Source organism: Streptomyces sp. Je 1-332, from assembly GCF_040730185.1.
GTDB lineage: Bacteria > Actinomycetota > Actinomycetes > Streptomycetales > Streptomycetaceae > Streptomyces.
Genome location: NZ_CP160402.1, coordinates 1,562,506 through 1,587,281 on the forward strand (window position 1 = coordinate 1,562,506; position 24,776 = coordinate 1,587,281).

The 24,776-nt window shown below is 70.8% G+C and carries 23 protein-coding genes and 1 pseudogene; 17 read left to right on the top strand and 7 right to left on the bottom strand.

All coding sequences use genetic code 11. The annotated features are described in order from the left end of the window. Window positions 1-164: 164 nt before the first annotated feature. On the bottom strand, window positions 165-1,820 hold the full coding sequence (locus tag ABXJ52_RS07325; RefSeq protein ID WP_367040278.1) for an FAD-binding dehydrogenase: 1,656 nt from the start codon (window positions 1,818-1,820) through the stop codon (window positions 165-167). A gap of 189 nt (window positions 1,821-2,009) precedes the next feature. Between ABXJ52_RS07325 and ABXJ52_RS07330 the strand changes: the two genes are divergently transcribed. From ABXJ52_RS07330 to ABXJ52_RS07355, 6 genes are all read left to right on the top strand, one after another. Next, the gene (locus ABXJ52_RS07330) at window positions 2,010-2,900 is read left to right on the top strand and encodes a DMT family transporter (protein WP_367040279.1); all 891 of its coding nucleotides are present in this window, start codon (window positions 2,010-2,012) and stop codon (window positions 2,898-2,900) included. Window positions 2,901-3,016: 116 nt separating this feature from the next. Then, on the top strand, window positions 3,017-3,646 hold the full coding sequence (locus tag ABXJ52_RS07335) for a helix-turn-helix domain-containing protein (protein ID WP_367040281.1): 630 nt from the start codon (window positions 3,017-3,019) through the stop codon (window positions 3,644-3,646). Continuing rightward, window positions 3,643-4,416: a glucose 1-dehydrogenase gene (locus ABXJ52_RS07340; protein ID WP_367040283.1), complete on the top strand. Its 774-nt coding sequence runs from the start codon at window positions 3,643-3,645 to the stop codon at window positions 4,414-4,416. The genes ABXJ52_RS07335 and ABXJ52_RS07340 overlap by 4 nt, the downstream gene beginning before the upstream one ends. A gap of 45 nt (window positions 4,417-4,461) precedes the next feature. Next, window positions 4,462-4,998, top strand: a complete 537-nt coding sequence (locus ABXJ52_RS07345) for an NUDIX domain-containing protein (protein ID WP_367040285.1) — start codon at window positions 4,462-4,464, stop codon at window positions 4,996-4,998. A gap of 20 nt (window positions 4,999-5,018) precedes the next feature. After that, on the top strand, window positions 5,019-5,411 hold the full coding sequence (locus ABXJ52_RS07350) for a DUF202 domain-containing protein (RefSeq protein ID WP_367040287.1): 393 nt from the start codon (window positions 5,019-5,021) through the stop codon (window positions 5,409-5,411). Next, window positions 5,399-5,740, top strand: a complete 342-nt coding sequence (locus ABXJ52_RS07355; RefSeq protein ID WP_367040288.1) for a DUF202 domain-containing protein — start codon at window positions 5,399-5,401, stop codon at window positions 5,738-5,740. Before ABXJ52_RS07350 ends, ABXJ52_RS07355 begins: the two co-directional genes overlap by 13 nt. Window positions 5,741-5,777: 37 nt before the next feature. On the opposite strand, the gene ABXJ52_RS07360 is transcribed toward ABXJ52_RS07355, so the two are convergent. Beyond that, window positions 5,778-6,734 (bottom strand): NADP-dependent oxidoreductase, encoded by a 957-nt coding sequence (locus ABXJ52_RS07360; RefSeq protein WP_367040290.1) that lies wholly within the window; start codon window positions 6,732-6,734, stop codon window positions 5,778-5,780. 174 nt (window positions 6,735-6,908) lie between these two features. Between ABXJ52_RS07360 and ABXJ52_RS07365 the strand changes: the two genes are divergently transcribed. From ABXJ52_RS07365 to ABXJ52_RS07375, 3 genes are all read left to right on the top strand, one after another. Further along, window positions 6,909-7,205 (top strand): hypothetical protein, encoded by a 297-nt coding sequence (locus ABXJ52_RS07365; protein ID WP_367040291.1) that lies wholly within the window; start codon window positions 6,909-6,911, stop codon window positions 7,203-7,205. 237 nt (window positions 7,206-7,442) lie between these two features. After that, window positions 7,443-8,477: a phosphotransferase family protein gene (locus ABXJ52_RS07370; protein WP_367040293.1), complete on the top strand. Its 1,035-nt coding sequence runs from the start codon at window positions 7,443-7,445 to the stop codon at window positions 8,475-8,477. Window positions 8,478-8,484: 7 nt separating this feature from the next. Continuing rightward, window positions 8,485-9,699: an acyl-CoA dehydrogenase family protein gene (locus ABXJ52_RS07375; RefSeq protein ID WP_367040295.1), complete on the top strand. Its 1,215-nt coding sequence runs from the start codon at window positions 8,485-8,487 to the stop codon at window positions 9,697-9,699. 84 nt (window positions 9,700-9,783) lie between these two features. Here ABXJ52_RS07375 and ABXJ52_RS07380 read toward each other — a convergent pair whose 3' ends face one another. Genes ABXJ52_RS07380 through ABXJ52_RS07390 form a run of 3 tightly spaced genes read right to left on the bottom strand, consistent with a single transcriptional unit; the run spans window position 9,784 to window position 12,888 of the window. Beyond that, window positions 9,784-10,377: a TetR/AcrR family transcriptional regulator gene (locus ABXJ52_RS07380; protein ID WP_367040297.1), complete on the bottom strand. Its 594-nt coding sequence runs from the start codon at window positions 10,375-10,377 to the stop codon at window positions 9,784-9,786. A gap of 49 nt (window positions 10,378-10,426) precedes the next feature. After that, complete coding sequence (locus ABXJ52_RS07385) at window positions 10,427-12,109, bottom strand: AMP-binding protein (RefSeq protein WP_367048872.1); 1,683 nt, start codon at window positions 12,107-12,109, stop codon at window positions 10,427-10,429. An 11-nt stretch (window positions 12,110-12,120) separates the two neighbouring features. Beyond that, complete coding sequence (locus ABXJ52_RS07390) at window positions 12,121-12,888, bottom strand: SDR family oxidoreductase (RefSeq protein ID WP_367048874.1); 768 nt, start codon at window positions 12,886-12,888, stop codon at window positions 12,121-12,123. 155 nt (window positions 12,889-13,043) lie between these two features. Between ABXJ52_RS07390 and ABXJ52_RS07395 the strand changes: the two genes are divergently transcribed. From ABXJ52_RS07395 to ABXJ52_RS07415, 5 genes and pseudogenes are all read left to right on the top strand, one after another. Beyond that, entirely contained in the window at window positions 13,044-14,312 is a 1,269-nt protein-coding gene (locus tag ABXJ52_RS07395) for a DUF1343 domain-containing protein (RefSeq protein WP_367040299.1), read from the top strand. Between the two features lie 390 nt (window positions 14,313-14,702). Then, window positions 14,703-15,110: pseudogene (locus tag ABXJ52_RS07400) on the top strand (erythromycin esterase family protein); the annotation flags it as partial. Between the two features lie 91 nt (window positions 15,111-15,201). Continuing rightward, complete coding sequence (locus ABXJ52_RS07405; protein WP_367040300.1) at window positions 15,202-15,771, top strand: erythromycin esterase family protein; 570 nt, start codon at window positions 15,202-15,204, stop codon at window positions 15,769-15,771. A gap of 146 nt (window positions 15,772-15,917) precedes the next feature. After that, window positions 15,918-17,171: an MFS transporter gene (locus ABXJ52_RS07410; RefSeq protein WP_367048876.1), complete on the top strand. Its 1,254-nt coding sequence runs from the start codon at window positions 15,918-15,920 to the stop codon at window positions 17,169-17,171. Between the two features lie 96 nt (window positions 17,172-17,267). After that, window positions 17,268-18,539, top strand: a complete 1,272-nt coding sequence (locus tag ABXJ52_RS07415; RefSeq protein ID WP_367040301.1) for a serine-threonine protein kinase — start codon at window positions 17,268-17,270, stop codon at window positions 18,537-18,539. A gap of 69 nt (window positions 18,540-18,608) precedes the next feature. Here the strand turns inward: ABXJ52_RS07415 and ABXJ52_RS07420 are convergent, their stop codons facing one another. Beyond that, window positions 18,609-21,431, bottom strand: a complete 2,823-nt coding sequence (locus tag ABXJ52_RS07420; RefSeq protein ID WP_367040303.1) for a penicillin acylase family protein — start codon at window positions 21,429-21,431, stop codon at window positions 18,609-18,611. A gap of 238 nt (window positions 21,432-21,669) precedes the next feature. Here ABXJ52_RS07420 and ABXJ52_RS07425 point away from each other — a divergent pair, with 238 nt between their 5' ends. Continuing rightward, window positions 21,670-22,278 (top strand): hypothetical protein, encoded by a 609-nt coding sequence (locus ABXJ52_RS07425; protein WP_367040306.1) that lies wholly within the window; start codon window positions 21,670-21,672, stop codon window positions 22,276-22,278. Window positions 22,279-22,311: 33 nt separating this feature from the next. Here ABXJ52_RS07425 and ABXJ52_RS07430 read toward each other — a convergent pair whose 3' ends face one another. Next, window positions 22,312-22,830 carry a hypothetical protein gene (locus tag ABXJ52_RS07430; RefSeq protein WP_367040307.1) on the bottom strand — a complete coding sequence of 173 codons (519 nt, stop codon included), beginning with the start codon at window positions 22,828-22,830 and terminating at the stop codon, window positions 22,312-22,314. 41 nt (window positions 22,831-22,871) lie between these two features. On the opposite strand from ABXJ52_RS07430, the gene ABXJ52_RS07435 reads away from it, so the two are divergent. Together ABXJ52_RS07435 and ABXJ52_RS07440 are read left to right on the top strand one after the other, a co-directional pair. Next, complete coding sequence (locus ABXJ52_RS07435) at window positions 22,872-23,585, top strand: 3-keto-5-aminohexanoate cleavage protein (protein WP_367040308.1); 714 nt, start codon at window positions 22,872-22,874, stop codon at window positions 23,583-23,585. Between the two features lie 97 nt (window positions 23,586-23,682). Next, a complete protein-coding gene (locus ABXJ52_RS07440; protein WP_367040310.1) occupies window positions 23,683-24,753 on the top strand; it encodes an RNA ligase (ATP) in 1,071 nt (356 codons plus the stop codon). Window positions 24,754-24,776 lie beyond the last annotated feature (23 nt).

The following is a 24,776-nucleotide window of genomic DNA, read 5'->3' on the forward strand; positions in this document are numbered from 1 at the left end:
CAGTCAAGGTCTGCCCACGCCGGGGCCCTTCACCAACTCGTTTCAGAATCCGCAGACTTCATCCCCCACCTGCGGAGTTACCCGCAAGGACACGATTCGGACAAGCGGCGACGATCACCGGGTGGTCCCGGCGAACGCCCCCGCCGACGCACCGACTTGGCGGCTCACCCCACCGCCTTGGCCGCAGCCCGGCCCGCCGTGCGCCCCGAGAAGAGGCAGCCGCCGAGGAAGGTGCCCTCCAGCGAGCGGTAGCCGTGCACTCCCCCGCCGCCGAACCCGGCGGCCTCGCCCGCCGCGTACACGCCGGGGAGCGGTTCGCCGCCCTGGGCCATGACGCGCGAGGAGAGGTCGGTCTCCAGGCCGCCGAGGGTCTTGCGGGTGAGGATGTTGAGCCGCACGGCGACCAGCGGGCCCGCCCCGGGGTCGAGGATGCGGTGCGGGGTGACCGCCCGGATGAGCCGGTCGCCGAGGAACTTGCGGGCGCCGCGGATGGCGGTGACCTGGAGGTCCTTCGTGAAGGGGTTGCGGATCTCCCGGTCGCGCGCGGCGATGGTGCGGTGCAGCGCGGCCTCGTCGATGAGGGGCTCCTTGGTCAGCGCGTTCATGCCGCGCACCAGCGAGGGGAGGTCCTTCTCCACCACGAAGTCGGCGCCGTTGCCCATGAACGCCTTCACCGGGGCGGGCACGTCCGCGCGGGCCCGGTCGATGACGCCGCGCACGGACTTGCCGGTGAGGTCGGGGTTCTGCTCGGAGCCGCTGAGCGTGAACTCCTTGCCGATGATGCGCTGGTTGAGCACGAACCACGTGTACTCGTAACCCGACTTCATGATGTGTTCGAGGGTGCCGAGGGTGTCGAAGCCGGGGAAGAGCGGCACGGGAAGACGGTTGCCGCGCGCGTCGAGCCAGAGCGAGGAGGGGCCCGGCAGGATGCGGATGCCGTGGTTGTCCCAGATGGGGTTCCAGTTCTGGATGCCCTCGGTGTAGTGCCACATGCGGTCGCGGTTGATGAGCCGCGCGCCCGCGTTCTCGGTGATGCCGAGCATGCGTCCGTCGACGTGCGCGGGCACGCCGGAGACCATCCGCTCCGGCGGGGTGCCGAGCCGCTCGGGCCAGTTGGCGCGCACGAGGTCGTGGTTGCCGCCGATGCCGCCGGAGGTGACGATCACCGCCTGTGCCCTGAACTCGAAGGATCCGGTGACCTCGCGGCTGCTGGCCGTGCCGCGCTCGGCGTCGGACGGTTCGAGGATCTCGCCCGAGACGGTGTCCACGCTGCCCGAGCTGCGCGAGAGGCCGGAGACCCGGTGGCGGAACTTCAGCTGGACGAGCCCGCGGGCCACGCCTTCACGGACCCGGCGCTCGAAGGGGGCGACGAGACCGGGACCCGTGCCCCAGGTGATGTGGAAACGCGGTACGGAGTTGCCGTGCCCCTGCGCGTCGTAGCCCCCGCGCTCGGCCCAGCCGACCACGGGGAAGAACCGCACGCCCTGCCCGTGCAGCCAGGACCGCTTCTCCCCCGCGGCGAAGTCGACGTACGCCTCGGCCCACTTGCGGGGCCAGTGGTCCTCGGGGCGGTCGAAGGCGGCCGTCCCCATCCAGTCCTGCATGGCCAGGGAGTGCGAGTCCTTGATGCGGAGCCTGCGCTGCTCCGGGGAGTCGACGAAGAAGAGCCCTCCGAAGGACCAGTGCGCCTGACCGCCGAGCGACTGCTCGGGCTCCTGGTCCACGAGGATGACCCGGCGGCCCGCGTCGACGAGTTCGGCGGTGGCCGCGAGGCCGGCGAGGCCCGCGCCGATCACGATGACGTCTGCGTCGTAGGCCATCCGGGGGTTCCTCCTAAGCAGGGGCTTACTGGTGAGTCAGATCCTCGGCAGCGAAGGGACCCGCGTCAACCATTCGGCCCGGGTGACTCGTGGGGCGGAGCGTCCCGAGGAGGGCTATCGTCGGCCGGGTACCGCCAAACCACCACTTTCCGGTCCGCCTCGAGCCCGTCTCCCGTCCTGAGGTACGACGTGTCGGTCCTGGTCCTCGTCCTCTCCGTGTCGGCCGCCTGCTGCCTGGGCTTCGGCTTCGTGTTCCAGCAGGACGCGGCGCAGCGCGCTCCGCTGAGCGACTTCCTCTCACCGCGGCTGCTGCTCGACCTGGTGCGGGTGCCGGAGTGGCTCGGCGGGATCGGTCTCATGGTGTGCGGCATGGTGCTCGGCGCGCTCGCGCTCGGCAAGGGTGAGATCTCCCTGGTGGAGCCGCTCCTGGCGACGAACCTGATCTTCGCCCTCGCGCTCTCCCGGTACCGGACGAAGCAGTCCCTGGGGCGTCAGGGCTGGGCGGGGCTCGCGCTGCTCGCGGGTGGGGTCACCGCGTTCATCGTGGCCGGTGAACCGCGGGGCGGGGACTCCGAGTCCGATCCGCTGCGGCAGTGGCTGATCATGGGCGTGATGGTGGGCATCGCGATGCTCCTGACAGTGTACGCGAAGGGGTCACGGCACCGGTTCACCGCGGGGCCGGTGCTCCTCAGCGTCGCGGCGGGGCTGCTGTATGGCGTGCAGGACGCGCTGACGCGGGTGAGCGGGGGGCGGTTCTCCGCCGGGGGCTGGTCGGAGCTGCTCACGGGGTGGCAGCCGTACGCGGTGGTGGTGCTGGGGGTGACGGGGCTGCTGCTGGTGCAGAGCGCCTTCGAGACGGCACCACTGCGGATGTCGCTGCCCGCGCTGACCGCGGCGCAGCCCCTGGCCGGGATCGTGTGCGGGGTGGGGTTCATGGGGGACCAGCTGCGGATGGACGCGGTCGCCCTCACCTGGCAGGTGGTGGGCCTCGCGGCCATCGTGGGCGGGATCGTGCTGCTGGGGTTGCATCCGGCCATGCCGCGGGCCGAGGGCCGAGGCGCGATAACGCCGGACGGCTGAATTTCCAGCCCGTCCGGCGTTTGAGGACAAGGCCCCCGCGCCGAGCGGGTTTTCGGGAAGGGGCGGGGTTGGGGATGATCTCGCTTTTAGTAATGGCGAGCATTATTATGACCCCCATGGCCAGGACCTCCGGACCCGAGACCCGGGACAAGCTGATCCGCGCAGGCGAGGAGGTGTTCGCCGCGCAAGGCGTGCACGGCGCGCAGCTCAGGGACATCGTGCGGCTCGCGGGGCAGAGCAACCCCTCCGCCGTGCAGTACCACTTCGGCAGCAGGGCAGGCCTCCTGGACGCCGTCATGGCCGAGCGCCAGTCCCGTACGGAGCAGGTGCTCGCCGCCGAGCTGAAGCAGGCGCCGGACGGGCTCCACGGGCTGCTCGGCGCCCTCGTCGCCGCCGAGGCCACCGAGCTGCGCACCGAGCGGGGCCGCCGCTGCCTGCGCATCTCCACCCAGCTCAGCCACGAGAGCGGCGTCCGTACGCGCACCCCGCACCCGACCCTCGACGGCACCACCTACTGGGATCTGATCAGCCGCGTCGAGGAGTGCCTCGCCACGCTGCTCCCGGAGCCGGTCCGTCTGGAGCGCATCGACCTCGCTCTCACCCTCGTCGGCGCCGCGATGGCCGACCGCGCGGGCCAGTACCTGGCCGGTGCCACCCCCCTGACCGACGAGGGCCTCTTCCTCGCCGACCTCGTAGAGACCACCACGGCCCTGCTGCGGGCCCCCGTCCCACGGAGAGAACCATGAGCCGAGCGCACGACCTCACCGGCAGGACCGTCGTCATCACCGGAGCCGCCCGCGGCCTCGGCGCCGAGGCCGCGCGCCAGGCGGTCGCCGCCGGTGCGAACGTCGTCCTCACCGACGTGCTCGACGCGGAGGGCGAGGCGACCGCCGCCGAGCTCGGCGAGCGCGCCCGCTTCGCGCACCACGACGTGACGTCCGAGGAGGACTGGCAGCGCGTCGTGGACATCGCGCTCACCGAGTTCGGCGGGATCCACGGCCTGGTCAACAACGCCGGTATATCCACGGGCCAGTTCCTGGAGTCGGAGTCGGTCGAGCACTTCCGCAAGGTCCTCGACATCAACCTCACCGGCGTCTTCATCGGCATGAAGAGCGTCATCCCGGCCATGAAGGAGGCCGGCGGCGGCTCCATCGTCAACATCTCCTCCGCGGCCGGGCTCATGGGCCTGGCACTCACCGCCGGTTACGGCGCCTCCAAGTGGGGCGTCCGCGGCCTCACCAAGATCGGCGCCGTGGAGCTCGGCACCGCCCGCATCCGCGTCAACTCCGTCCACCCGGGCATGACGTACACCCCGATGACCGCGCAGGTCGGCATCGAGAAGGGCGAGGGCAAGTACCCCAACACCCCGATGGGCCGGGTCGGTGAGCCGCACGAGATCGCGGGCGCCATGGTCTTCCTGCTCTCGGACGCCGCCTCGTACGTGACCGGCGCCGAGCTCGCCGTGGACGGCGGCTGGACCGCGGGCCCCACCGTGAAGTACGTCATGGGGCAGTGAGGGCGGCCGGCGGGCCGAGCGGCGCGGTGGGGTTGGATGGTCGGCATGACGACGAACAGCGGGACCGTGCCCGATCCCAGCGAAGAGATCCTGTCCATCGTCGACGAGAACGACGAGGTCGTCGGCGAGGCCCCGCGCGGTGAGGTGTACGCGCGCGGCCTGCGCCACCGCTGCGTGTTCATCCAGGCGCGGGACGCCGAGGGCCGTGTGTTCGTGCACCGGCGCACACCGGTCAAGCTGGTCTTCCCCTCGATGTACGACATGTTCGTCGGCGGTGTCGTCGGGGCGGGCGAGTCCTACGACGACGCCGCCCTGCGCGAGGCGGAGGAGGAACTCGGCGTCCACGGACTGCCCCGGCCCACACCCCTGTTCAAGTTCCTGTACGACGACGGCGCGGGCCACACCTGGTGGTCGTACCTCTACGAGGTCCGCTGTGACCTGCCGGTGGACCCGCAGGCCGAGGAGGTCGCCTGGCATGCCTTCGTCACCGAGGAGGAGCTGACGGAGCGGCTCGGCGAGTGGGACTGGGTCCCGGACGGGCTCGCCGCGTACGAGCGGCTGCGGGAGTTCCGTGCGGGTTAGGGCGGGTTAGGGTGCGGCGAGTGAGCAACTTCGTACAGAGCCTGCGCCTGTGGTTCGCGCCCGAGCGGATCCGCGACGAGGGCGACACCCCCGACTACCGCTTCTCGCTCGCCAACGAGCGCACCTTCCTCGCCTGGCTGCGCACCGCGCTCGCCCTCATCGGCGGTGGTTTCGCGGTGGACCAGTTCCTTCCTGACCTGCGCTGGGGGTGGCGTATCGGGCTCGCCCTCGCCCTGCTCGCCGCGGGTGTGCTCAGCTCGCTGCGCGCGGTCAACCACTGGGTGCGCTGCGAGCGGGCGATGCGGCGCGGCGAGGATCTGCCCGTCTCACGCTTCCCGACCGCCCTGAGCCTGGCCGTCGCCGTCGTGGCGCTCGCCATGGTCGTCGTCGTGCTCTTCGGGTGGGAGGGGTGACCGACCGGGGCGAGGTGGCCGTCCCCGAGCGCGATCCGGGGCTGCAGCCGGAGCGCACGCGGCTCGCGTGGCGGCGTACGACCCTGTCCTGCACCGTCGCTGCGGTCCTCGCGGCGCGCGCCGCCCTCCACGAGGGCACCACCGCGGTGGCCGTCGTCGCCTGCGCCTTCTGCCTGCTCCTGTGGCTCGGTTTTCTGGTCGTGGCCCACCGCAGGATGACCGAGCTCGCCGCGAGCAGCAGGCCGGTGCGGCTCCCGGCGCGGGCCGCGGCGACGGCCGCGCTGTGCACGATGGCGCTGGCCGCGTGCGCGACGGCCATGGTGTTCTGAACGCCCACCGGGAACGCCCCTCCGGGAGGCGCCGCCGTCAGTGCCGGGCGGTCCCGTCCTCGGCCGTCCAGTCCACGGTGACCACGATCTTGCCCCGCGTGCCGCCCTCCGCGTTCAGGCGGTAGGCCTCCGCCGCCTTCTCCAGCGGGAACGTCGCGGAGACATGGACCGTGACGACGTCCTGCTCCACGAGCTGCGTCAGGCGCCGGAGATCGTCGGCGTCCGGCCGTACGAAGCAGTAGTGGCCGCCGAGGCCGATGACCGCGCGGTCCGCGATCGACGCCAGACGGCCGCCGGGCGCGAGGACTTCGGCGGACACCTTGAGGGTCTCGCCGCCGACCGTGTCGAACGCGGCGTCCACCCCCTCCGGCGCGAGGGCGCGCACGCGATCGGCCAGACCGTCGCCGTAGGTGACCGGCTCCGCGCCCAGTTCGCGCAGGAAGTCGTGGTGGTGCTCGCTCGCGGTGCCGATGACGCGGGCGCCCGCGTGCCGGGCCAGCTGGACGGCGATCGAGCCGACACCGCCGGCCGCCGCGTGCACGAGGACGACGGCGCCCTCCGTCACCTCCAGGGTCTTGACGATCACCTGATAGGCGGTGAGACCGGCGAGCGGCAGACCGGAGGCCTCCTCGAAGGTGAGGTTCCGCGGCTTGCGCGCCAGGGTGCGCACCGGCGCCGCGACGTATTCGGCGAAGGTGCCGCGCGAGAGGAAGTCCTCGCGTACGTAGCCGATGACCTCGTCCCCCACCACGTACTCCGGAGTGGAGGCGCCCGGCTGCACCACGACACCCGCGACGTCCCAGCCCGGGATCACCGGGAAAACGGGGTCGAGGATGCCGTCGAGGTGCCCGCCCATGCACTTCCAGTCGACGGGGTTCACCGACGCGGCGCGGACTTTCACCAGGACGGAGTCGGGGCCCACCTTGGGGTCGCGCACGTCGCCGTACTCGAGGACTTCGGGGCCGCCGTAGCGGCGGTAGCTGATCGCCTTCATGGGGTCGGCTTCATGGGAGTGCCTTCGTGGGATCGCCCTTGTGGGGCGCTGGTGCGGTGGCGGTCCGGGTGGTCCGGTGGTGGAAACATCAACAAGGCTTCCATATCCCCACCAAAGGGGCATTGAGTACTAGCCTGAGAGGGTCACCCCCTCCCAGCAGAAGGTGCGCACGCCATGACCACGCTCCACCACGAACACCCCGTCCACGAGCACGTCCACGGCCCGGCCTGCGGTCACCCCGAGGTGCCGCACGGCGACCACGTGGACTACGCCCACGACGGCCACATGCACCGCCTGCACTCCGGCCACTGGGACGAGTGCGAGCCCGACGAGCACGCGGTGCACGAGGGGCACGACCACCGGCACGGCGAGGGCTGCGGGCACAGCTCGGTGCTGCACGGCGACCACGTGGACTACGTCCACGACGGCCACCGGCACGCGGCGCACGACGGCCACTGGGACGACCACTGAGGCCACCGGGCCCGCACCGAGAGCCACGGCCTCGGCCGCCTTCCCCCGCACGGGCGCCAACTGGCAGTCTGTGACGGGGGATCGGCTTGTACGGACACCTTCGCGTCGCCGCGATCCTGATCACGTTCCCCCTGCGCTCTGGACTACATACCGACTGGTCGGCATCATGAACGTCAGCGCGACGCCGCGCGTCAGCGGCGCGGCACTCTGACGACGACCGTCCGACCAGGAGCGAAGATGAGCTCAGACCATCCACCAGGCCTCGATCTCGACCAGTTGCGCGGCCATCTGGACCGCGAGCGGCCGGGCCTCGTGGGCGGACCGCTCACCGCCCGGCTGATCGAGGGCGGCCGGTCGAACCTCACGTACGCCGTGACGGACGGCCACGCGCGCTGGGTCGTACGGCGGCCACCGCTCGGCCACGTGCTCGCGACCGCGCACGACATGAAGCGCGAGCACCGCGTGATCAGCGCCCTGCACCGAGGGACCGAGGTTCCGGTGCCGGCGCCGGTGCTGCTCTGCGAGGACGTCGACGTGCTCGGAGCGCCCTTCTACGTCATGGACTTCGTGGACGGCACGCCGTACCGCACCGCCGAGGAGCTCGCGCCGCTGGGCGCCGAGCGCACCCGCGCGGCGGTCAGCGGCCTCGTGGACACCCTCGTCGACCTGCACTCCGTGGACGCCGAAGCGGTCGGCCTCGGGGACTTCGGACGGCCCGAGGGCTTCCTCGACCGGCAGCTGCGCCGCTGGGGCAAGCAGCTCGACGCCTCGCGGGGCCGCGACCTGGCGGGGATCGACGAGCTGCACGCAGCCCTCGGGCGACAGCTGCCCGTCTCCCCCGCGCCGACCGTCGTGCACGGCGACTACCGCCTCGACAACGTCCTGATCGGCGACGACGACCAGATCAAGGCGGTCCTCGACTGGGAGATGTCCACTCTCGGCGATCCGCTCACCGACCTCGGACTGCTCGTCATGTACAGCACCCGGCTCGAACTTCCGGGCTCCCCCATCAGCACCACCGCGGGCGCGGCCGGCCACCCGCGGGCCGCCGAGCTGGTCGAGCGGTACGCCGCGCGCTCGGGGCGCGACGTCTCCGCGGTCGCCTGGTACACGGCGTTCGCGTGGTTCAAGCTCGCCGTGATCCTGGAGGGCATCCACTACCGGTACACGCTCGGCCAGACGGTCGGCGCGGGCTTCGACCGCATCGGGGAGCTGGTCCCCGTCTTCATCGAGCACGGCCTCACCACCCTCCAAGGACGACAGGAAGGCTGAGACAGCCATGGACTTCGCATTCGACGCCCGCACCGAAGAGCTGCGCGACAGGCTCCTCACCTTCATGGACGAGCACGTCTACCCGGCGGAGAAGACCGCCGAGGAGCAGCGCGCCCAGCTCGCGTCGCCCTGGGACACCCCGGCGATCGTCGGCGAGCTGAAGGCCGAGGCCCGCAAGCAAGGGCTGTGGAATCTGTTCCTGCCGGACGCCGAGCACGGCGCCGGGCTCACCAACCTCCAGTACGCGCCGCTCGCCGAGATCACCGGCCGCTCCCCGCACTTGGCGCCCACCGCGCTGAACTGCGCGGCCCCGGACACCGGCAACATGGAGGTCCTCGCCCAGTTCGGCAACGACGAGCAGAAGAAGCAGTGGCTGGAGCCCCTGCTCGCCGGTGAGATCCGCTCCGCGTTCGCGATGACCGAGCCGGAGGTGGCCTCGTCCGACGCCACGAACATCACCACGCTCATCGAGCGGGACGGCGACGACTACGTCATCACCGGGCGCAAGTGGTACATCTCCGGGGCGATGAACCCGGACTGCCGGATCTTCATCCTGATGGGCAAGACGGACCCCGAGAACTCCGACCCGCGCCGCCAGCAGTCCATGGTGCTCGTGCCGCGCGACACCCCGGGTGTCGAGGTACGGCGCGCGATGCAGGTGTACGGCTACGAGGACCACTCCCACGGCGGGCACGCGGAGGTCGTCTTCGACCACGCCCGGGTCCCCGTGAGCAATCTGATCGGCGAGGAGGGCGGCGGCTTCGCCATCGCCCAGGCGCGCCTCGGCCCCGGCCGTATCCACCACTGCATGCGCCTGATCGGCATGGCCGAGCGGGCCATCGAGCTGATGTGTCAGCGCGCGGTGGCGCGTACGGCCTTCGGTAAGCCGCTCGCCCAGCAGGGCGTCGTCCAGGAGTGGATCGCGGACGCCCGGGTCGCGGTGGAGCAGTTGCGGCTGCTCGTCCTGAAGACCGCGTGGCTGATGGACACCGTGGGCAACAAGGGCGCGCACACGGAGATCCAGTCCATCAAGATCGCCACCCCGCGTACGGTCGTCGACATCCTCGACCAGGCCGTCCAGTTGCACGGCGCGGGGGGTGTGAGTCAGGACTTCCCGCTGGCGGAGCTTTGGGCAGCCGCGAGGACTCTGCGTTTGGCCGATGGGCCCGATGAGGTGCACCAGCGGTCGCTGGCGCGCCGGGAGCTGAAGAAGTACCTGTAGGGGGCCCTTCCGGGGGACTGCGCTTCGCTGCGGGTGCGTCGTGGCTGGTCGCGCAGTTCCCCGCGCCCCTGCGGGGCGCTCGTCTTACGGCCGCAGCGCCCTCAGCAGCAGGTCCGCCAAGTGGTCGGCGACCTGCTGCGGGGTGAGCGGGCCGTTCGGGCGGTACCAGGTCGACAGGTGGTGGACCGAGCCGAAGTGGTAGTCCACCACCAGGTCCGCCGGGGTCGCCTTGGAGAAGACGCCGGCCTGCTGGCCCTCCTCGATCAGCGCGCGGAACCGCTCGTGGTAGCGGCGGCGCTCGGAGCGCACCTGCTTGTTCTTCTCCGGGCTCAGGTGGTGCATGGAGCGGAAGAAGATCGAGGCGTCGTCGAGGTTGTCGATCGTCGTGACGACCACGTCGGCCGCCGCGTCCCGCACCCGCTGCTCGACGGGGGCGTCGGCGTCCGCGTAGGCGTCCAGGCGCTCCTGCTGCACGCGCAGGACACGCGCGTACACCTCGTGCAGGAGATCGTCCTTGGAGCCGAAGTAGTGGTAGAGCGCGCCCTTGGTGACGCCTGCCGTCTCCACGATCTCCTGCACCGATGTGCGGTCGTAGCCGCGGTCGGCGAAGAGCCGCGTGGCGGCGGCGAGCAGCCGCTGAGGGACGGGCGTGCCGTCACCGTCCGTCGTCCTGGCCACTGCCGCCACCTGCCTTTCGAGTTGGCTGGCTCTCGACCTGCCGAGAGCCCTAGTCGTTCCGGGAACGCAGTTCCCGCCGGAGGATCTTCCCACTTGTGGTTTTCGGCAGCTCCGGCAGGATCTCGACCGCGCGGGGGTACTTGTACGCCGCGAGCCGCTCCTTGCAGTACGCCGCGAGATCGTCCGGCGTCACGTCGGCCGCCGGGCGCAGACTGACGAAGGCCTTGACCGTCTCGCCGCGGTAGGTGTCCGGGACACCGATCACGGCCGCCTCGCGGACGGCCGCGTGACTGTAGAGGACATCCTCCACTTCGCGCGGCCAGACCTTGAAACCGGACGCGTTGATCATGTCCTTCTTGCGGTCGACCACGTAGAGCCAGCCCTGCGGGTCCATGAAGCCGATGTCGCCGGTGCGCAGCTCACCGTCGGGGAACGCCTCGTCCGTGGCGTCGGGGCGCTTCCAGTAGCCGGGCACGACCTGCGGGCCGCGCACGGTGATCTCGCCCTGCTCCCCGAAGGGGACGTCCGCGCCGTGGTCGTCGACGATCCTGACGACCGTCTCGGGGCCGGGGACGCCGACGGCCAGGGTGCCGGAGACCGGGTCGACCGGGGCCTCCTGGCCCGGCGGGACGGAGGCGCAGGGCGCTGTGCACTCGGTGAGGCCGTAACCGTTGTGGATGTAGGGGCCGAAGCCCGCGCGGAACTTCTCCACCAGGGCGGGCGGCAGCGGTGCGCCGCCCGAGGAGATCATCGCGAAGGAGTCGAAGTGCTCGCGCGTGACGGAGGGGTGGGCGGCGAGCGCCATGAAGGCCGTGGAGGGGCCCACGGTGTACGCGGGGCGGTGCTCGGCGAAGGCGTCCAGGACGACCCCGGCCTCGAAGCGGTAGGCCAGCGCGAGGGTGCCCGCGTTGGTCAGGCAGGCGGCGACCTGCGCGACCATGCCGGTGATGTGGAAGAGCGGCGCCATCGCGAAGTAGCAGGCGCCCTCCGGGATGCCGGAGCCCGTGCGCTGCCGCTCGGCGTTGTAGGTGATGTTTCCGTGGGTGTTCATGGCGCCCTTGGGCTGACCGCTCGTACCCGACGTATAACTGATCAACGCGACGTCTGAGGGGCCGAGTTGACGGTCACCCGGGGCCGGGAGCCCCTGCCGGGCGACCGTCACCAGGTCGTCGGCGTCGGCGGCCTGCGTAAGGCGCTCGAAGTCGAGGACACGGGTGTCGTTACGGGTCTGCAGGTCGAGCTGGCACGCGGTGAGCACGAAGCGGACGGGCGAGGCGGCCGCCGTCTCGCGCAGATACGTCTCCCATGCGCGGTCCGAGCAGATCAGCGCCGTCACGTCGGCGTCCGCGAGGACGTGAGCGACCTCCGCCGACTTGTACATGGGGTTCACCGGCACGACCGTGGCGCCTGCCTTCCACGCGCCGAGCAGCGCGATCACGAAGTGCGGGGTGTTCTGGAGCAGGATCGCGACCCGGTCACCCCGGGCGAGACCGCGCGCGGCCAGATGTCCGGCGACGGAGTCGGTGAGGGCGTCCACCTCGCGGTAGCTCAGGCGCCCGTCGAAGTAGGCGAGGGCCGTGTGATCGGGGGCCCTGAGCACCGAGGCGCGGAAGGCGTGCACGACGGACGCGGCGGGCTCGACCGGGCCGCGCTGCGCCTCGGTGAGGCGGCCGAGCCAGGGCTTCGCGGCATATATGGAGGCGCCGGGGGCCGGCTTGGAGCCGTCGGTCATGAGAGGTTCGCTCACTGCTCCGTCGCCTCCCACTTCTGCTGGATGTGGTTCATGCCGGTGAGCCACTTGTCGGGCTCGGCGGCGCGGATGCGGTAGTACTCGGCGACCTCGGGGTGCGGCAGGATCAGGAAGCGGTTCTCCGCCATGCCCGCGAACAGCGCGTCCGCGACGGCGTCCGGCTCGATCGCGGTGGGCGTGAGCACGAGGTCGCCCGCGGTGCCGGTCGCGGCGAGCATGTCCGTGCGTACGCCCTGGGGGCAGATCGCGTGGACGTCGATGCCGCGGTGGCGGTACGTGAGCGAGAGCCACTCGGCGAAGGCGTAGGCGCCGTGCTTGGTGACGCTGTAGGGCGCGGCGCCGATCATGGTGAGCAGCCCGGCCGCCGAGACGGTGGAGACGAAGCGGCCGCTGCCGCGCTCCAGCCAGTCGGGCAGCAGCGCGTGGGCCGCGCGGACGTGGGCCATGACGTTGACGTCCCAGGCCGTGGCCCAGACCTCCTCGGGCGCGGCCTCCGAGCCGCCGGAGCCGAGGCCCGCGTTGGCGCAGTACACGTCGATGGTGCCGCTCAAGGCCTCTCTCGCCTCCGGCACGATCGCGGACGCGTCGCCGGCCACGGCGACGGCGCCGATCTCGTCGGCCACCGCCCCGGCCTTGGCCGCGTCCAGGTCGTTGACCACGACGCGCGCCCCGGCGGCGGCGAACCGGCGGGCCAGCGCGGCCCCGATCCCGCCTCCGGCGCCGGTGACGACAACTCCCTTGTCCTGCAGGGTCTCCACGATCAGTCTCCTTCGACTGCGGCTCCGCTGTGATCGCAGACTAACCAGTCGGTATGTTCGGACGGAAGAGGGTCGGGCAGCCAGGTTCGTTCCCCGGCCGCGGTCCGCGCGCTAGCGTGCGTGGCCATGACAGCCACCGCGCACACGGAGGTCTCTGCATGAACCTGTCCCGACGCAGCCTGTCCAGACGAGGCCTGCTGGCCGCCACCACCGCCACCGCCCTCACATCGGCGGCCCCGGCGGCCGCGGCCGGAGGCGAGGGCGGATCGGGCGGCGGCCGAAGGCTGCGCACCGGCTTCGAACGCCTGGCCGCCGACGGCTACGCCCTCCTGGACGGTGAGCGCGTCGGAGTCGTCACCAACCCGACCGGAGTCACCCGGGACGTGCGCCACATCGTCGACGTCATGCACGCCGACCAGCGCGTGAACCTGGTCGCGGTCTTCGGCCCCGAGCACGGCTTCCGTGGCACGGCCCAGGCGGGCGGCTCCGAAGGCCGGTACGACGACCCGGCCACCGGGCTGCCCGTCTACGACACGTACCAGAAGAGCGGCAAGGCCCTCGCCGACATCTTCACGGCGTCCGGAGTCGACACGATCGTCTTCGACATCCAGGACGTGGGGGCGCGTTTCTACACGTACATCTGGACGCTCTTCGACTGCATGGAGTCGGCCGAGCTCGCGGGCAAGCGGTTCGTCGTCCTCGACCGGCCCAATCCCGTGACGGGACGCGGCGCGTACGGGCCCGTCCTGCACAAGGAGTTCGCCACGTTCGTCGGCAGGCAGCCGATAGCGCAGGCGCACGGGATGACCGTGACGGAGCTCGCTCTGCTGTTCAACGGCGAGTTCCTGGAGCGCCCCGTGGAGCTGGAGACCGTGCGGATGACGGGCTGGAAGCGCTCCGACTTCTACGACGCGTCCGCGCTGCCCTGGGTGCCGCCGAGCCCGAACATGCCCACGCCGGAAACCGCCCTCGTCTACAGCGGGACCTGCCTCTTCGAGGGCACGAACCTCTCCGAGGGACGCGGTACGACCCGCCCCTTCGAGCTGATCGGCGCGGACGGCATCGACCGGAAGTGGGCGGAAGCCGCCAACGAAGCCGGCCTGCGCGGCGTGCACTTCAGGGAGGCCTACTTCGCGCCGACCTTCTCCAAGTTCCAGGGCAAGACGATCGGCGGCGTCCAGCTGCACGTGCACGACCGCGAGTCGTTCGACCCGGTGCGCACCGGCATCGCGCTCCTGATCACCGCCAAGAGGACGTGGAGCGGCTTCGCCTGGCGCCCCGACAACTGGATCGACAAGCTGACGGGCACCACGCGGGTCCGCACCATGATCGACGCGGGCGCGGACACGGACGAGGTGGTGGCCGGCTGGCACGACGATCTCGCGCGGTTCCGAGCGGTGCGCAGGCGGTATCTGCACTATCGGTAGGCGGTATTTGCACTACCGGTAGGGGGTGGGGAAGGCCCTACCCGGCAGAGGGGTGCCTGCTGGCTGGTGTGCTCACGGGCGGTCCGGGACCGTGATCTTCAGCTCCGTACAACCGAGTTGAGGAGACCCCGCATGGCACGGACGGTACGCCGCACGGTTCCGCCGGCACTGGCCGGGACGCTCGGCCTGGGGGTGCTCCTCGCCCCACAGGCCGGCGCTTCGCCCACGTCGACTGACCCCGTCCCCGCGATCGAGCGCGCCGCCCACCCCTTGCGCTCCACCGGCCCCGGCGGCTCCGCGAGGGACCTGCGCCCCCTGGGCCGGATGGTGGGTGACGCGAAGGTGGTGGGCCTGGGCGAGGCCACACATGGCTCGCACGAGTTCTTCACCATGAAGGACCGGGTTTTCCGCTACCTCGTGGAGGAGAAGGGATTCACCACCTTCGCCCAGGAGGTCAGCTGGACCACGGGCCTGCGCTTCGACGCCTACGTACAGGGCGGCGCGGGCGACGTGCGCGAGCTCGTCCACAAGGAGCTGGCGAAGACGCCCTGGGACACCGAGGAGTACGTCGAGCTCCTGACGTGGATGCGCGCGTACAACGACGAGCACCCGGGCCGCCGGGTGCACTTCATGGGCGATGACCTCAACTACCCCGAGATCGGTCACGAGTTGTTCGACGGGGTCGAGGACTACCTCCGCGCGCACAAGCCCGCCCTGCTGCCCAGGATCACGGAGCTGTACGCGCCGATCCGCAGGCTCGCGGACGGCGACACGTACATGGCGCGGCCCCTGGAGGAGCGGCGGAAGCTGGCGGAAAAGGCGCGGGAGGCGCTGAAGCTGGTGCAGGGCCTGCAATCCGCCTCCGGGCGACCGGGAGTTCGCGACGGTCGTGCATCACGCCCGTTCCGTCTCACAGACCTCCACGATCTACGCCTTCGACCTGGAGTCCCCCGAGGGGATCAAGGACGGCATGCTGTACCGCGACCGTCTCATGGCGCGGAACACCGCCTGGTGGCAGCGGCAGACCGGCGACAAGGTGCTCATGTCCGCCCACAACGCCCATGTGGGGTACGAGAGTTACGATCCGCGCTATCCGAAGATGCAGGGGGCCTTCCTGCGGGACCGGCTCGGCAAGCGGTACGTGAGCATCGGGTTCACCTTCGACCGGGGATCGCTCATGGCGCAGAGCGCGGAGTCCGAGGTGTGGAAGCCGCGTTCGGTGGGCGCGGCCACGCGCGGCATGAACGAGTACACGCTCGACAAGGTGCGCCACGACGACTACTTCCTGGACATGCGGACCGCGCCGGCGACCGCCCGGAAGTGGCTGGAGAAGGGGCGGCTGACCAAGAGCATCGGCACGGCGTTCCCGGACGGCCCGCACACGATCCGGCTCGCCCCCACGCACGACATCCTCATTCATCTGCACCGCGTCACCGCAGCTCACCGACAGTCTCAATGACCGAGACGAGCCGTCCCAGGTATTGACTGGCCCCTACATCCAACGCGACAGTGCCGGTCGTGCGGAGTGAAACGACAGCAGCAGAGAAGCAGCAGGTCCGGAGCGATGACGGCGCGGACGGCGGCGCGGACGGCAGCCCCGAGAGCATGCGCCGGGTGGCCGTCGCGTCGTTCATCGGGACGGCCATCGAGTTCTACGACTTCTACATCTACGGCACGGCGGCCGCGCTCGTCCTGAACGACGCGTTCTTCCCGACCCTGGACCCGGTCAACGCCACCCTCGCCTCCTTCTCCACCTACGCGGTGGCGTTCGCGGCGCGGCCGATCGGCTCGGTGGTCTTCGGGCACTTCGGTGACCGGGTCGGCCGCAAGTCGGTGCTCGTGGCCTCGCTGCTGCTCATGGGCCTCTCGACGGCGCTCGTCGGACTCCTGCCCGGATACGGCACGTTGGGCATCTGGGCGCCCGTCCTGCTGATCCTGCTGCGCTTCCTTCAGGGCATCGGACTCGGCGGCGAGTGGGGCGGGGCCGCGCTGCTCGCGGTGGAGCACGCGCCGAAGAAGAAGCGCGGCCTGTACGCCGCCTTCCCCCAACTCGGCCCGTCCGTCGGCTTCTTCGCGGCGACCGGTGTCTTCTGGCTGCTCTCCGCCGCCCTCTCCGATGACGCGTTCCGCTCCTGGGGCTGGCGCGTGCCGTTCCTGCTCTCCTTCCTCCTGGTCGGCGTCGGGCTCTTCGTACGGCTGCGCATCAGCGAGACGCCGGTCTTCGCGCAGGTCATGGACGCGCAGGAGGCCAGCAAGGTCCCCACGCTCGACGTGCTGCGGCGCCATCCGCGCGAACTGCTGCTCGGCGCGGGCGGGATGATCGTCGCGTACGGGCTCTTCTACACGGCGACGACCTACTGCCTCGCCTACTCCACCGGCACCCTGGGTGTCCCCCGCAACACCATGCTGGGCCTTTCGCTGGTCGCCTGTCTCTTCCTCGCGGCCGGTACGTGGCTCGCCGCGACCCGCTCCGACGGCGCGGGGCGACGCAAGCTGGTCCTCGTGGGCGCGGGGCTCGCGGTGGTGTGGGGCCTCGTGCTCTTCCCGCTCCTGGACACCGAGCAGCCGGTACTGATGGCCCTTGCGCTCGGCGGCGCGCTGTTCTGCATGGGCGTCGTCTACGGGCCGATGGGTGCGTATCTGCCGGAGCTGTTCGGCACCCACGTCCGCTACTCGGGAGCCTCGCTCGCCTACAACCTGGGCGGTGTGCTCGGCGGCGCGGTCTCCCCGCTGGTGGCGACGCGGCTGCAGTCCGCTTTCGGTTCCTCGTCGGTGGGCTGGTACGTGAGCGCGATGGCGATCGTGTCCCTGGTGTGTGTGCTCGCGCTGCCCGAAACCCGCGAGCGGGAACTGGTGTGAGAACGGCGTGAACCCGATATACGTGGTGGGCGTCTGTCGCAACGCCTGCTGCGGGACATCTGGTCAGTACAGCGGGCCCGCAGGACGATGGGCCGCGTGGAGCCCTACTGGGAACTGACCTTCGACGCCGACGGGGATGTCAACACCACGCAACGCGACCATCTCCTCGCCGAGGTGGCCGCCGAGCACGTCACCGACCTCCTCGTGCTGGCGCACGGCTGGAACAACGACCAAGACATGGCGACCGACCTCTACCGGCGGTTCTTCGCACCCTGCCGGGACCTCGCCGGCCCGCGCGTGCGCCTGGGTTACGTGGGCGTGCTCTGGCCCGCCATCCGCTTCCCCGACGAGCCGATCCCGGACTTCGAACCCTCCCTCACGGCCGCCGGACCGGGCCCGGCGCCGGGCGCCGGGCCCCTGCTCGACGAGCCGACCCGGCTCCTGCTCGCACGCGCGTTCCCCGATCATGACGACGACCTCCGGCGGATCGGGGCGCTGCTGGAGGAGCGGTCCGAGGTGACCACGCGCCTGTACGAGTACAGCCGCCTCGTACGCGACCTGGTCGCCGTGCACCAGAACAGCGCCGCCTGGCGCTTCGCCAACGACACCTGGACGGGCCTGCCCGCCATGCTGACCGACGACGCGGTCGAGGTGTGCCAGATGTTCGCCGCGGCGATGGAGGGCACCGGCCAGCAGGAACTCTTCGGCAGCCTGCGCAAACGGCTCTGGAACGGGGCGCACGAACTCCTGCGCCAGGCCAGCTACTACGCCATGAAACGCCGGGCGGGCTCCGTGGGCCAGCTCGGCCTCGGCCCCGCGATCGGACTGCTGGCCCGCGAGGCACCGGACGTGCGGATGCACCTCATCGGGCACAGCTTCGGCGCACGGCTCGTGTCGTACGCGCTGCGCGGGATGCCGGCACCGGTGCGCAGCGTGAAGTCCACGACGCTGCTCCAAGGGGCCTTCTCGCACTACGCGTTCTCCAAGCGGCTGCCGCACGCTCCCTCGCGCGGCGGCGCGCTCAGCGGCGTGCAGCGGCGGATCGACGGGCCGCTGGTGTCCTGCTACTCGCGGCACGACGACGCCCTGGGCAAGATCTACCCCCTGGCGTCGAAGACCGCCGGGGACTCCTCGACGTTCCTCGGCCTCTGGGAGCGCTGGGGCGCCATCGGCTACGACGGCATCCGGGCGGTGGACGGCGCCAAGCGCGTCAAGCTGGGCCGGGCGATCCCCGCCAAGGGGTGTGTGAGCGTGGACGCGTCGGCGGTGGTGCGGCGCGGCGGTCCGCCCGCCGGCGCGCACAGCGACATCTGCCACGAGGAACTGGCGCGTGTCGTGTTCGCCGCAGGGCGGATCCCGCTGGCGTGACTCCCTTCCTGTTGAACTGTTGAAGTGCTGCTAGTTGAACTGTTGAAGTGCTGAAGTGCTGAAGTGCTGCTAACGGTGCTCGGGGAACTCGACGACCTGCTGGTACGTGGGCCTGTTCTGCCACTGGACCGGCCCGTGCGTGATACCGCCGAGCGCCCGGTGGATGATCGAGTCCGCGCACCACTGCTCGCCGGGCTTGCAGCTGTCGTCGCCGGGATAGACCTCGGCCGCGGGCTTGGCGGCGGCCTGCGTCAGGGTGGCCAGTAGCACGTCCCGGCAGGCGTCCAGCTTTCCTTCACCGCAGTACGCCTCGCCCAGCTCGCCCTCGACGGGCTGCCCGAGCACGGCCCGCAGATCCTTGTCCGCGTAGCCCCACCAGCCGTACTGGAAGGCCGATCCGGCGTGCGCCCCGGTCGGGCCGTGCCCGGCCGAGGGTGCCTCGTCGGTGCTCAGCTGCGCCGTCAGCGCGTCGTACAGCTCCTTGCCCATGCCCGGCTTGAACTCAGCCTCGATCAGCAGGGGCCACCAGGCGTCCATGATGCGTACGGCATCGGGGTGGGCGTACGTCTTGGAGCCGGCCGCCGTCTGGTTGCGCTGCGAGCCCGCCTTCCGCCAGGCCTCCAACTGCTGGACGGCCTGCGCCTGCTGTGGGTCGGTGACGGGCCTGCTCCGGAGCACCTTGAGCAGTTCGGGCAGCACCTGTTCGCCGCGCAGGTCCGTGACCGCGGCCTCGGACATGGCCCGGGTCAGCGAGGCCCGCGTGACGCCGCCTTCCTCGGTGAGCTTCTTCACCCGTCCGTCGAGCAGGTCGCCGCGGTGCACGGCGCTGAGGCCGAAGCCCGCCGTGCTGAAGTCCTTGGCCTGTTTGTTGTTCCAGGAGATGTAGTAGTCCTGGTTGACGGACTGCGGGTGCTCGGCCGCCGGGGTCTGGGCGGAGGTGTTGTCCTCAGGGTCGAAGTCCAGCCATTCGTAGGCCTGTTCACCCTTGACGGGCAGGGCGGGGTCGATGTCCTTGGCCCGCTCGGGGTTGGCGCCGCTGTTGTAGTACGCGGTGTCGCGCGCGTCGGCGTAGAACCAGTTGAAGGCGTAGCTGATGTTCTGGGCCGCCTTCATGAAGGTCGAGGCGTCCTTCACGTAGGTCGGGTCGTTGAGCATCTGGAAGCCGATGATCGAGTCGGCCTCGTGGCGGTAGGTGGAGCGCAGCGAGACGTACGCGACGGGCTTGCCCTCGACGCTCGCGCGGTGCGTCACGACGCCGTACTTCGTGCGGAACACCTGCATGCGGTAGGAGCCCGCGGCCGTGGAGTCGGCGAGGGTCGGCTTCCAGGCGTTCTTGCGCTCCAGCTTCTCCATGGGGGTGCAGGTGCCGTGGTGGAGGTAGTGGGCGGACTGCTTCGTGGGTGCGCCGCCGCCCGGTTCACAGAGCTCCACGGCGTACGTGTCCGTGATGTCCTGCCCGGCGGACGTGGCCGACCAGGCGTAGTCCTGGCCGCGCCCCAGCTGGACGTACATGCCGACGCCCGCGAAGGAGACGCCGCGCGCGCTGATGCCGGGTCCCTGGAGTTCCTGCTGCATCAGGAGCTGCGGGGCGAAGTAGCCGGTCTGGGGTCCGAAGACGGCGACGGGGTTTCCGCTCGCGGTGTGCTTCCCGGAGACGAGGAGGGCGTTCGACATGCCCTTCTTGTGGCCGTCCCGCTGGAACAGGTCGGCGGGCAGCACTCCTTCGTCGTACATCCCCTGGAGCGGTTCGAGCTTCTTGGGCGCCTTCACCGGGTCCTTGGGCGCCTTGGACGCGGACTTGGCGCCGCCCTCGCGGTCGTACACGAGCTGCTCGCGCTCGACCGACCCCTTGTCGGGCATCGCGGTGCCGCGCGCGTTCTCGGGCTTGCCCGCGTAGGGGAAGCTCGTGCCGTCGTGGATGGTCTGGACGGTCTCGGGGTCGTTGCGGGCGCGGAAGGACTCCCAGACCTTCGTGCCCTTCTCGACGCCGTACTTCTCCTGCGACTTGAGGAGGGAGAGCGCCGCGTCGACCTCTCCCCCGCCGCCGTTGCCGAAGAGGCCGCCGACGACGGAGGCGAGCGCGATCATGTCAGTGATCTTGAAGGGCTCGATCTCGCCGATGTTGGTGATCGCGTCGATCTTGCCGGTGAGGACGTACTCGCCCGGGAAGTAGCGGCCGTTCTTCGACTTCACGCGGTAGGCGTTGAGCCCGTCGATGTAGGCCTGTGCGTCCTCCATGGCCTGCTCGCCGCGCTCGCCCTGCGTCGACCTGATGTACTCGACCTGCTTCTCCAGGTCCTTCTCCGTGTACGGGGCCTGCGGCCAGAACTGCTGCTCCAGGCCCTGGTTGGCGAGTGCGCCGCCCGCGAAAGAGGTCAGCTCACCGCGGCCGATGTGCCGGAACAGGTCGATGAGCCAGAGCCGGTCCTGCCCGGCCGCGAAGCCCGCGCCGAACTCGGTGCCGTAGCGCGTGGAGCCCTTGATGTGCGGGATGCCGTACTTCTTGTCCCGGGTGATCGTCACATCGTCGCGGGGTCTGGTGACGGAGGCGACCTGGCCCTCGCGGACGCCGAAGGACGCGTCGTTGAAGAATTCCGTCAGTTTGCCGTCGGTGAGTGACGGATAGCCGGAGGAGAGGGCGTCGTAAGGACCCAACTGGTCATCGGCGTGCTTGGGCTGAGTTCCGAAGACGCGGTGGGCGAGTATTTCGGCGAGCGTGGCGTTGCCGTTGGCGCCGGGTGGCAGCACGTCGGCGCACTGCCCCTCGCAGTGATCGGTGACCGGCGGGGGTTCGTCCGCCGCCGTCCCCGGCTGTGGCGAGAGGAGGGACGCGGCGAGCGCGAACGCCGCAGTGGCGGTGAGGGTTCTGAGCCGGACGATGCGTTGACGCATGTGTGCTCCTCTGGGCTCCGCTTGTGCTCCTGTGGGAGGGAGTTGGGGCGGAGGTTACTGGCGGGTTGCCGAACCCGGAAGATGAGCATGCGTCGCCTTTTCAACACCCGCACATAGCTCCAGCTCACGGCCGCCTTATGTCAGTCATCGAAAATCGGATGGAAGTCGAGGGAGCCGAATCGCGTGTCGATACGTCTACTCGGCAACGTCCGAGAACGTGCGACGGAGGTGCAGGGCGATGGCCGGATTCCGGAGTCTCGCGAGACAGGTGCGCGATCCGCTGAGCGATTTGGCACTGCGGCGGTACTCACTGCGCAAGTGCCTGGAGAGGTTCGCCCCATACGGCCACCGGGCGACCTGGGACCATTTGTGCTCCCGGGCGGGCTTCGGGCCCGAGGACCGCTCACCCGACCCGGCGCGGCTGGTGGCCGCGCTCGACGAGCTGGAAGCGGCGCGCGCGGTCTGGCTCGCCTACGAGGCGGGCTTCGCGGAGCGCCGCCGCAAGGAGAAGCACGACGGGCTCCGCAGCCCCGGCAGCGTGGACGACTGGCACCGGTGCACCTGGGGAGGGTTCGGGGTCGCCTGGTGCGACGACCCCGGTGTGCATCCCTCGGGACCGCTCGCCGAGGTGCTGCGCAGGCTGATAGCGGCCCTTGAGCGCGAGCCGGGCACGGACTGCCCGGTGTGCGACCGCTCCGACCTCGTCTGGACCCACGGCCTGGTGCACGAGCCCTCTTCGGGCGCCGTCTGCACGGGCTGCGGCATCGTCGTGCCGGCCCCGGTGCTCACGCCCGCCGCGATGGCGAGGGCGCGGGCACGGCGGGCTCGGCCGCTGGTCTCGGCATGAGGTCCTGCCGGACCGGCTGCGGGTGTACGGCGGCTAGGGCGTCGCCACGTCGGACTGTATGGCCAGCTTGAGCTCGGCGAACATCAGCGGCGCGGCGATCTTCACGTCGCCGGGGCCGCGCGCCGACAGCTTCAGGCAGACCGGAGTCTGCGGATGGACGAACATCTGCCAGGTGTGCGTCCGGTACTGCCCGCCCCTGGTGGGAACCCAGTCGGTGGTGGCCGTCGAGTCGTACCCGGTGGACAGGCCGAGCGGATCGCGCACGAAGCGCGCGCGGTACTCGGTGGGCCGGCTGTCCGGCTCCCAGAAGATCATCGCCGACAGGGTGCCCCAGCCGTCGTGGCTCGGCCAGATGAGCCCGGACCTGGCGTCCGGGAACTTCGACGGGCTCGTGCCCCCCTTGGCTGGGTCGTGCATGTGCCACGGGTCGTACGACTCCTCGGCGTCCGCGTACGGGAACCGCACGAGGTGGTAGCCGTCGCTGTCGTATGTGATCTTCTGCCGCCCCGAGTGCGCGGCGCTCCACAGCAACGAGCAGATGGCGATTCCCATCGGCCTTTCCCCCTGTGTGTCGTCGTCTGTACTGTCCTTCGGTGATGCAGGTCTGCGTGAACGGCGCCCGCGGCGCGAGCGATGGTGCGTCGATCCCGATGTCACCCGGGGCGATGGCCGAGTCCGTGGCACAAGCTGTCGCGGCCGGTGCTCGGGATGTCCATGTACACCCCAAGTCCCCTTGTGGACAAGACACGTTGGCGCCACGTGCGGTTGCGGCCACGCTCGAAGCGGTGCGTTCCGCCGCATCGGTACCGGTCGGCGTGACCACGGGCGCCTGGGCCGAGCCGGACCCCGGACAGCGGGTGGCGCGGATCCGCGCGTGGACGGTGCTGCCCGACCACGCGTCGGTGAACTGGCACGAGCCCGGCGCGGAGGCGGTGGCCGAGGCCCTCCTCGACCGGGGGATCGGCGTGGAGGCGGGCATCTGGTCCGGTACGGACGCCGCGGAACGCTTCGCGGCATCCCCGCTCGGCCCGCGCGTCCTGCGGGTCCTCGCGGAGGTGACCGACCCCGACCCGGCCACGGCCCGTGACTCCGCCCGCGCCCTGATCGCCGTGATCGGCCGCGCGCACGGCCGTCCCGTCCTGCTGCACGGCGAGGAGGGCGGCACCTGGCCGGTGCTGCGCCTCGCGGGCCGCCTGGGCCTCGCGACCCGGATCGGTCTGGAGGACACACTGACCCTGCCGGGCGGGGAACCGGCCGGGTCGAACGCCCAGTTGGTGTCGGTGGCACTCTCGATAGCAGGTGGATAATCGATCGCTCCAGCGGTTTGCCGTCGGCAGAGTTGGCGTCGATGACAGACATCTGCGCGTGCCGACACGGCAGCGTAGAACCCAAGGAGCCCGCCCCATGTCGACGCTGCGCGTCACCGCCGAAGTGCTGACCGTCCACGAGCATCCCAACGCCGACGCCCTCGAACTGGCCCAGGTGGGCCTGTACCGCGCGGTCGTCGCCAAGGGCGCCTACCGCACGGGTGATGTGGCGCTCTACATCCCCGAGCAGTCCGTGCTGCCCGCGGAGTTGATCGAGGAGCTGGGGCTCACCGGGCGGCTCGCGGGCGGCAAGTCGGACCGGGTCAAGGCGGTGCGGCTGCGGGGCGAGCTGTCCCAGGGCATCGTGTGCAGGCCGCGGGCGCTCGCGGACGTGGACCTGGCGCGGGCCGCGGCCGACGGCACGGATTTCGCGGAGCGTCTCGGTGTCGCGAAGTGGGTGCCGCCGATACCGCCCACCATGAACGGTGACGTCGAGTCCGCGCCGGATCTGCTGCCGTGGGTGGACATCGAGAACATCCAGCGTTACCCCGATGTCTTCGCTCCGGGCGAGGCCGTGGTGGTCACGGAGAAGCTGCACGGTTCCGCGTGCCTGCTGACGTACGTGGCGGAGGAGGGCGGCCGGGTGCACGTCTCCTCGAAGGGCTTCGGCTCCAAGTCCCTCGCACTGAAGGAGGATCCGCGCAACCTCTACTGGCGCGCGGTCCACGGGCACGGCGTCGCCGCGGTGGCCGCCTCGCTGGCACAGCGGCTCGGCGCTCGCCGGGTCGGCATCTTCGGCGAGGTGTTCGGAGCGGGGGTCCAGGACCTGACGTACGGCGCGGACGGGCGCCGAGAGACGCTCGGCTACGCGGTCTTCGACGTGAGCGCCGAGATCGACGGCGAGGTCCGGTGGCTCGACCCCGCGGCGCTGCTGGAGGGCGAACTCCCCCTGGTGCCACGCCTGTACGAGGGGCCGTACGACGCCGAGCGCGTCCTGGAGGTGGCGACGGGCCGGGAGACGGTCTCGGGCCGCGCCCTGCATCTGCGCGAGGGCGTCGTGATCCGCCCCGCGGTCGAGCGGTACTCCCCCGTGACCGGGGGCCGCGCCATCGCCAAGGCCGTCAGCGCCGCCTATCTGACGCGCAAGGGCGGCACGGAGTTCGAGTGACTCCCTGGAGGGAGCGGGCGGCC

Excerpts from the sequence above, each read along its gene's own strand:
- ABXJ52_RS07325 (WP_367040278.1), bottom strand. The coding sequence starts at position 1,820 with ATGGCCTACGACGCAGACGTCATCGTGATCGGCGCGGGCCTCGCCGGC.
- ABXJ52_RS07335 (WP_367040281.1), top strand. The coding sequence starts at position 3,017 with ATGGCCAGGACCTCCGGACCCGAGACCCGGGACAAGCTGATCCGCGCA.
- ABXJ52_RS07340 (WP_367040283.1), top strand. The coding sequence starts at position 3,643 with ATGAGCCGAGCGCACGACCTCACCGGCAGGACCGTCGTCATCACCGGA.
- ABXJ52_RS07345 (WP_367040285.1), top strand. The coding sequence starts at position 4,462 with ATGACGACGAACAGCGGGACCGTGCCCGATCCCAGCGAAGAGATCCTG.
- ABXJ52_RS07360 (WP_367040290.1), bottom strand. The coding sequence starts at position 6,734 with ATGAAGGCGATCAGCTACCGCCGCTACGGCGGCCCCGAAGTCCTCGAG.
- ABXJ52_RS07365 (WP_367040291.1), top strand. The coding sequence starts at position 6,909 with ATGACCACGCTCCACCACGAACACCCCGTCCACGAGCACGTCCACGGC.
- ABXJ52_RS07370 (WP_367040293.1), top strand. The coding sequence starts at position 7,443 with ATGAGCTCAGACCATCCACCAGGCCTCGATCTCGACCAGTTGCGCGGC.
- ABXJ52_RS07375 (WP_367040295.1), top strand. The coding sequence starts at position 8,485 with ATGGACTTCGCATTCGACGCCCGCACCGAAGAGCTGCGCGACAGGCTC.
- ABXJ52_RS07385 (WP_367048872.1), bottom strand. The coding sequence starts at position 12,109 with ATGACCGACGGCTCCAAGCCGGCCCCCGGCGCCTCCATATATGCCGCG.
- ABXJ52_RS07395 (WP_367040299.1), top strand. The coding sequence starts at position 13,044 with ATGAACCTGTCCCGACGCAGCCTGTCCAGACGAGGCCTGCTGGCCGCC.
- ABXJ52_RS07410 (WP_367048876.1), top strand. The coding sequence starts at position 15,918 with ATGCGCCGGGTGGCCGTCGCGTCGTTCATCGGGACGGCCATCGAGTTC.
- ABXJ52_RS07420 (WP_367040303.1), bottom strand. The coding sequence starts at position 21,431 with ATGCGTCAACGCATCGTCCGGCTCAGAACCCTCACCGCCACTGCGGCG.
- ABXJ52_RS07425 (WP_367040306.1), top strand. The coding sequence starts at position 21,670 with ATGGCCGGATTCCGGAGTCTCGCGAGACAGGTGCGCGATCCGCTGAGC.
- ABXJ52_RS07430 (WP_367040307.1), bottom strand. The coding sequence starts at position 22,830 with ATGGGAATCGCCATCTGCTCGTTGCTGTGGAGCGCCGCGCACTCGGGG.
- ABXJ52_RS07440 (WP_367040310.1), top strand. The coding sequence starts at position 23,683 with ATGTCGACGCTGCGCGTCACCGCCGAAGTGCTGACCGTCCACGAGCAT.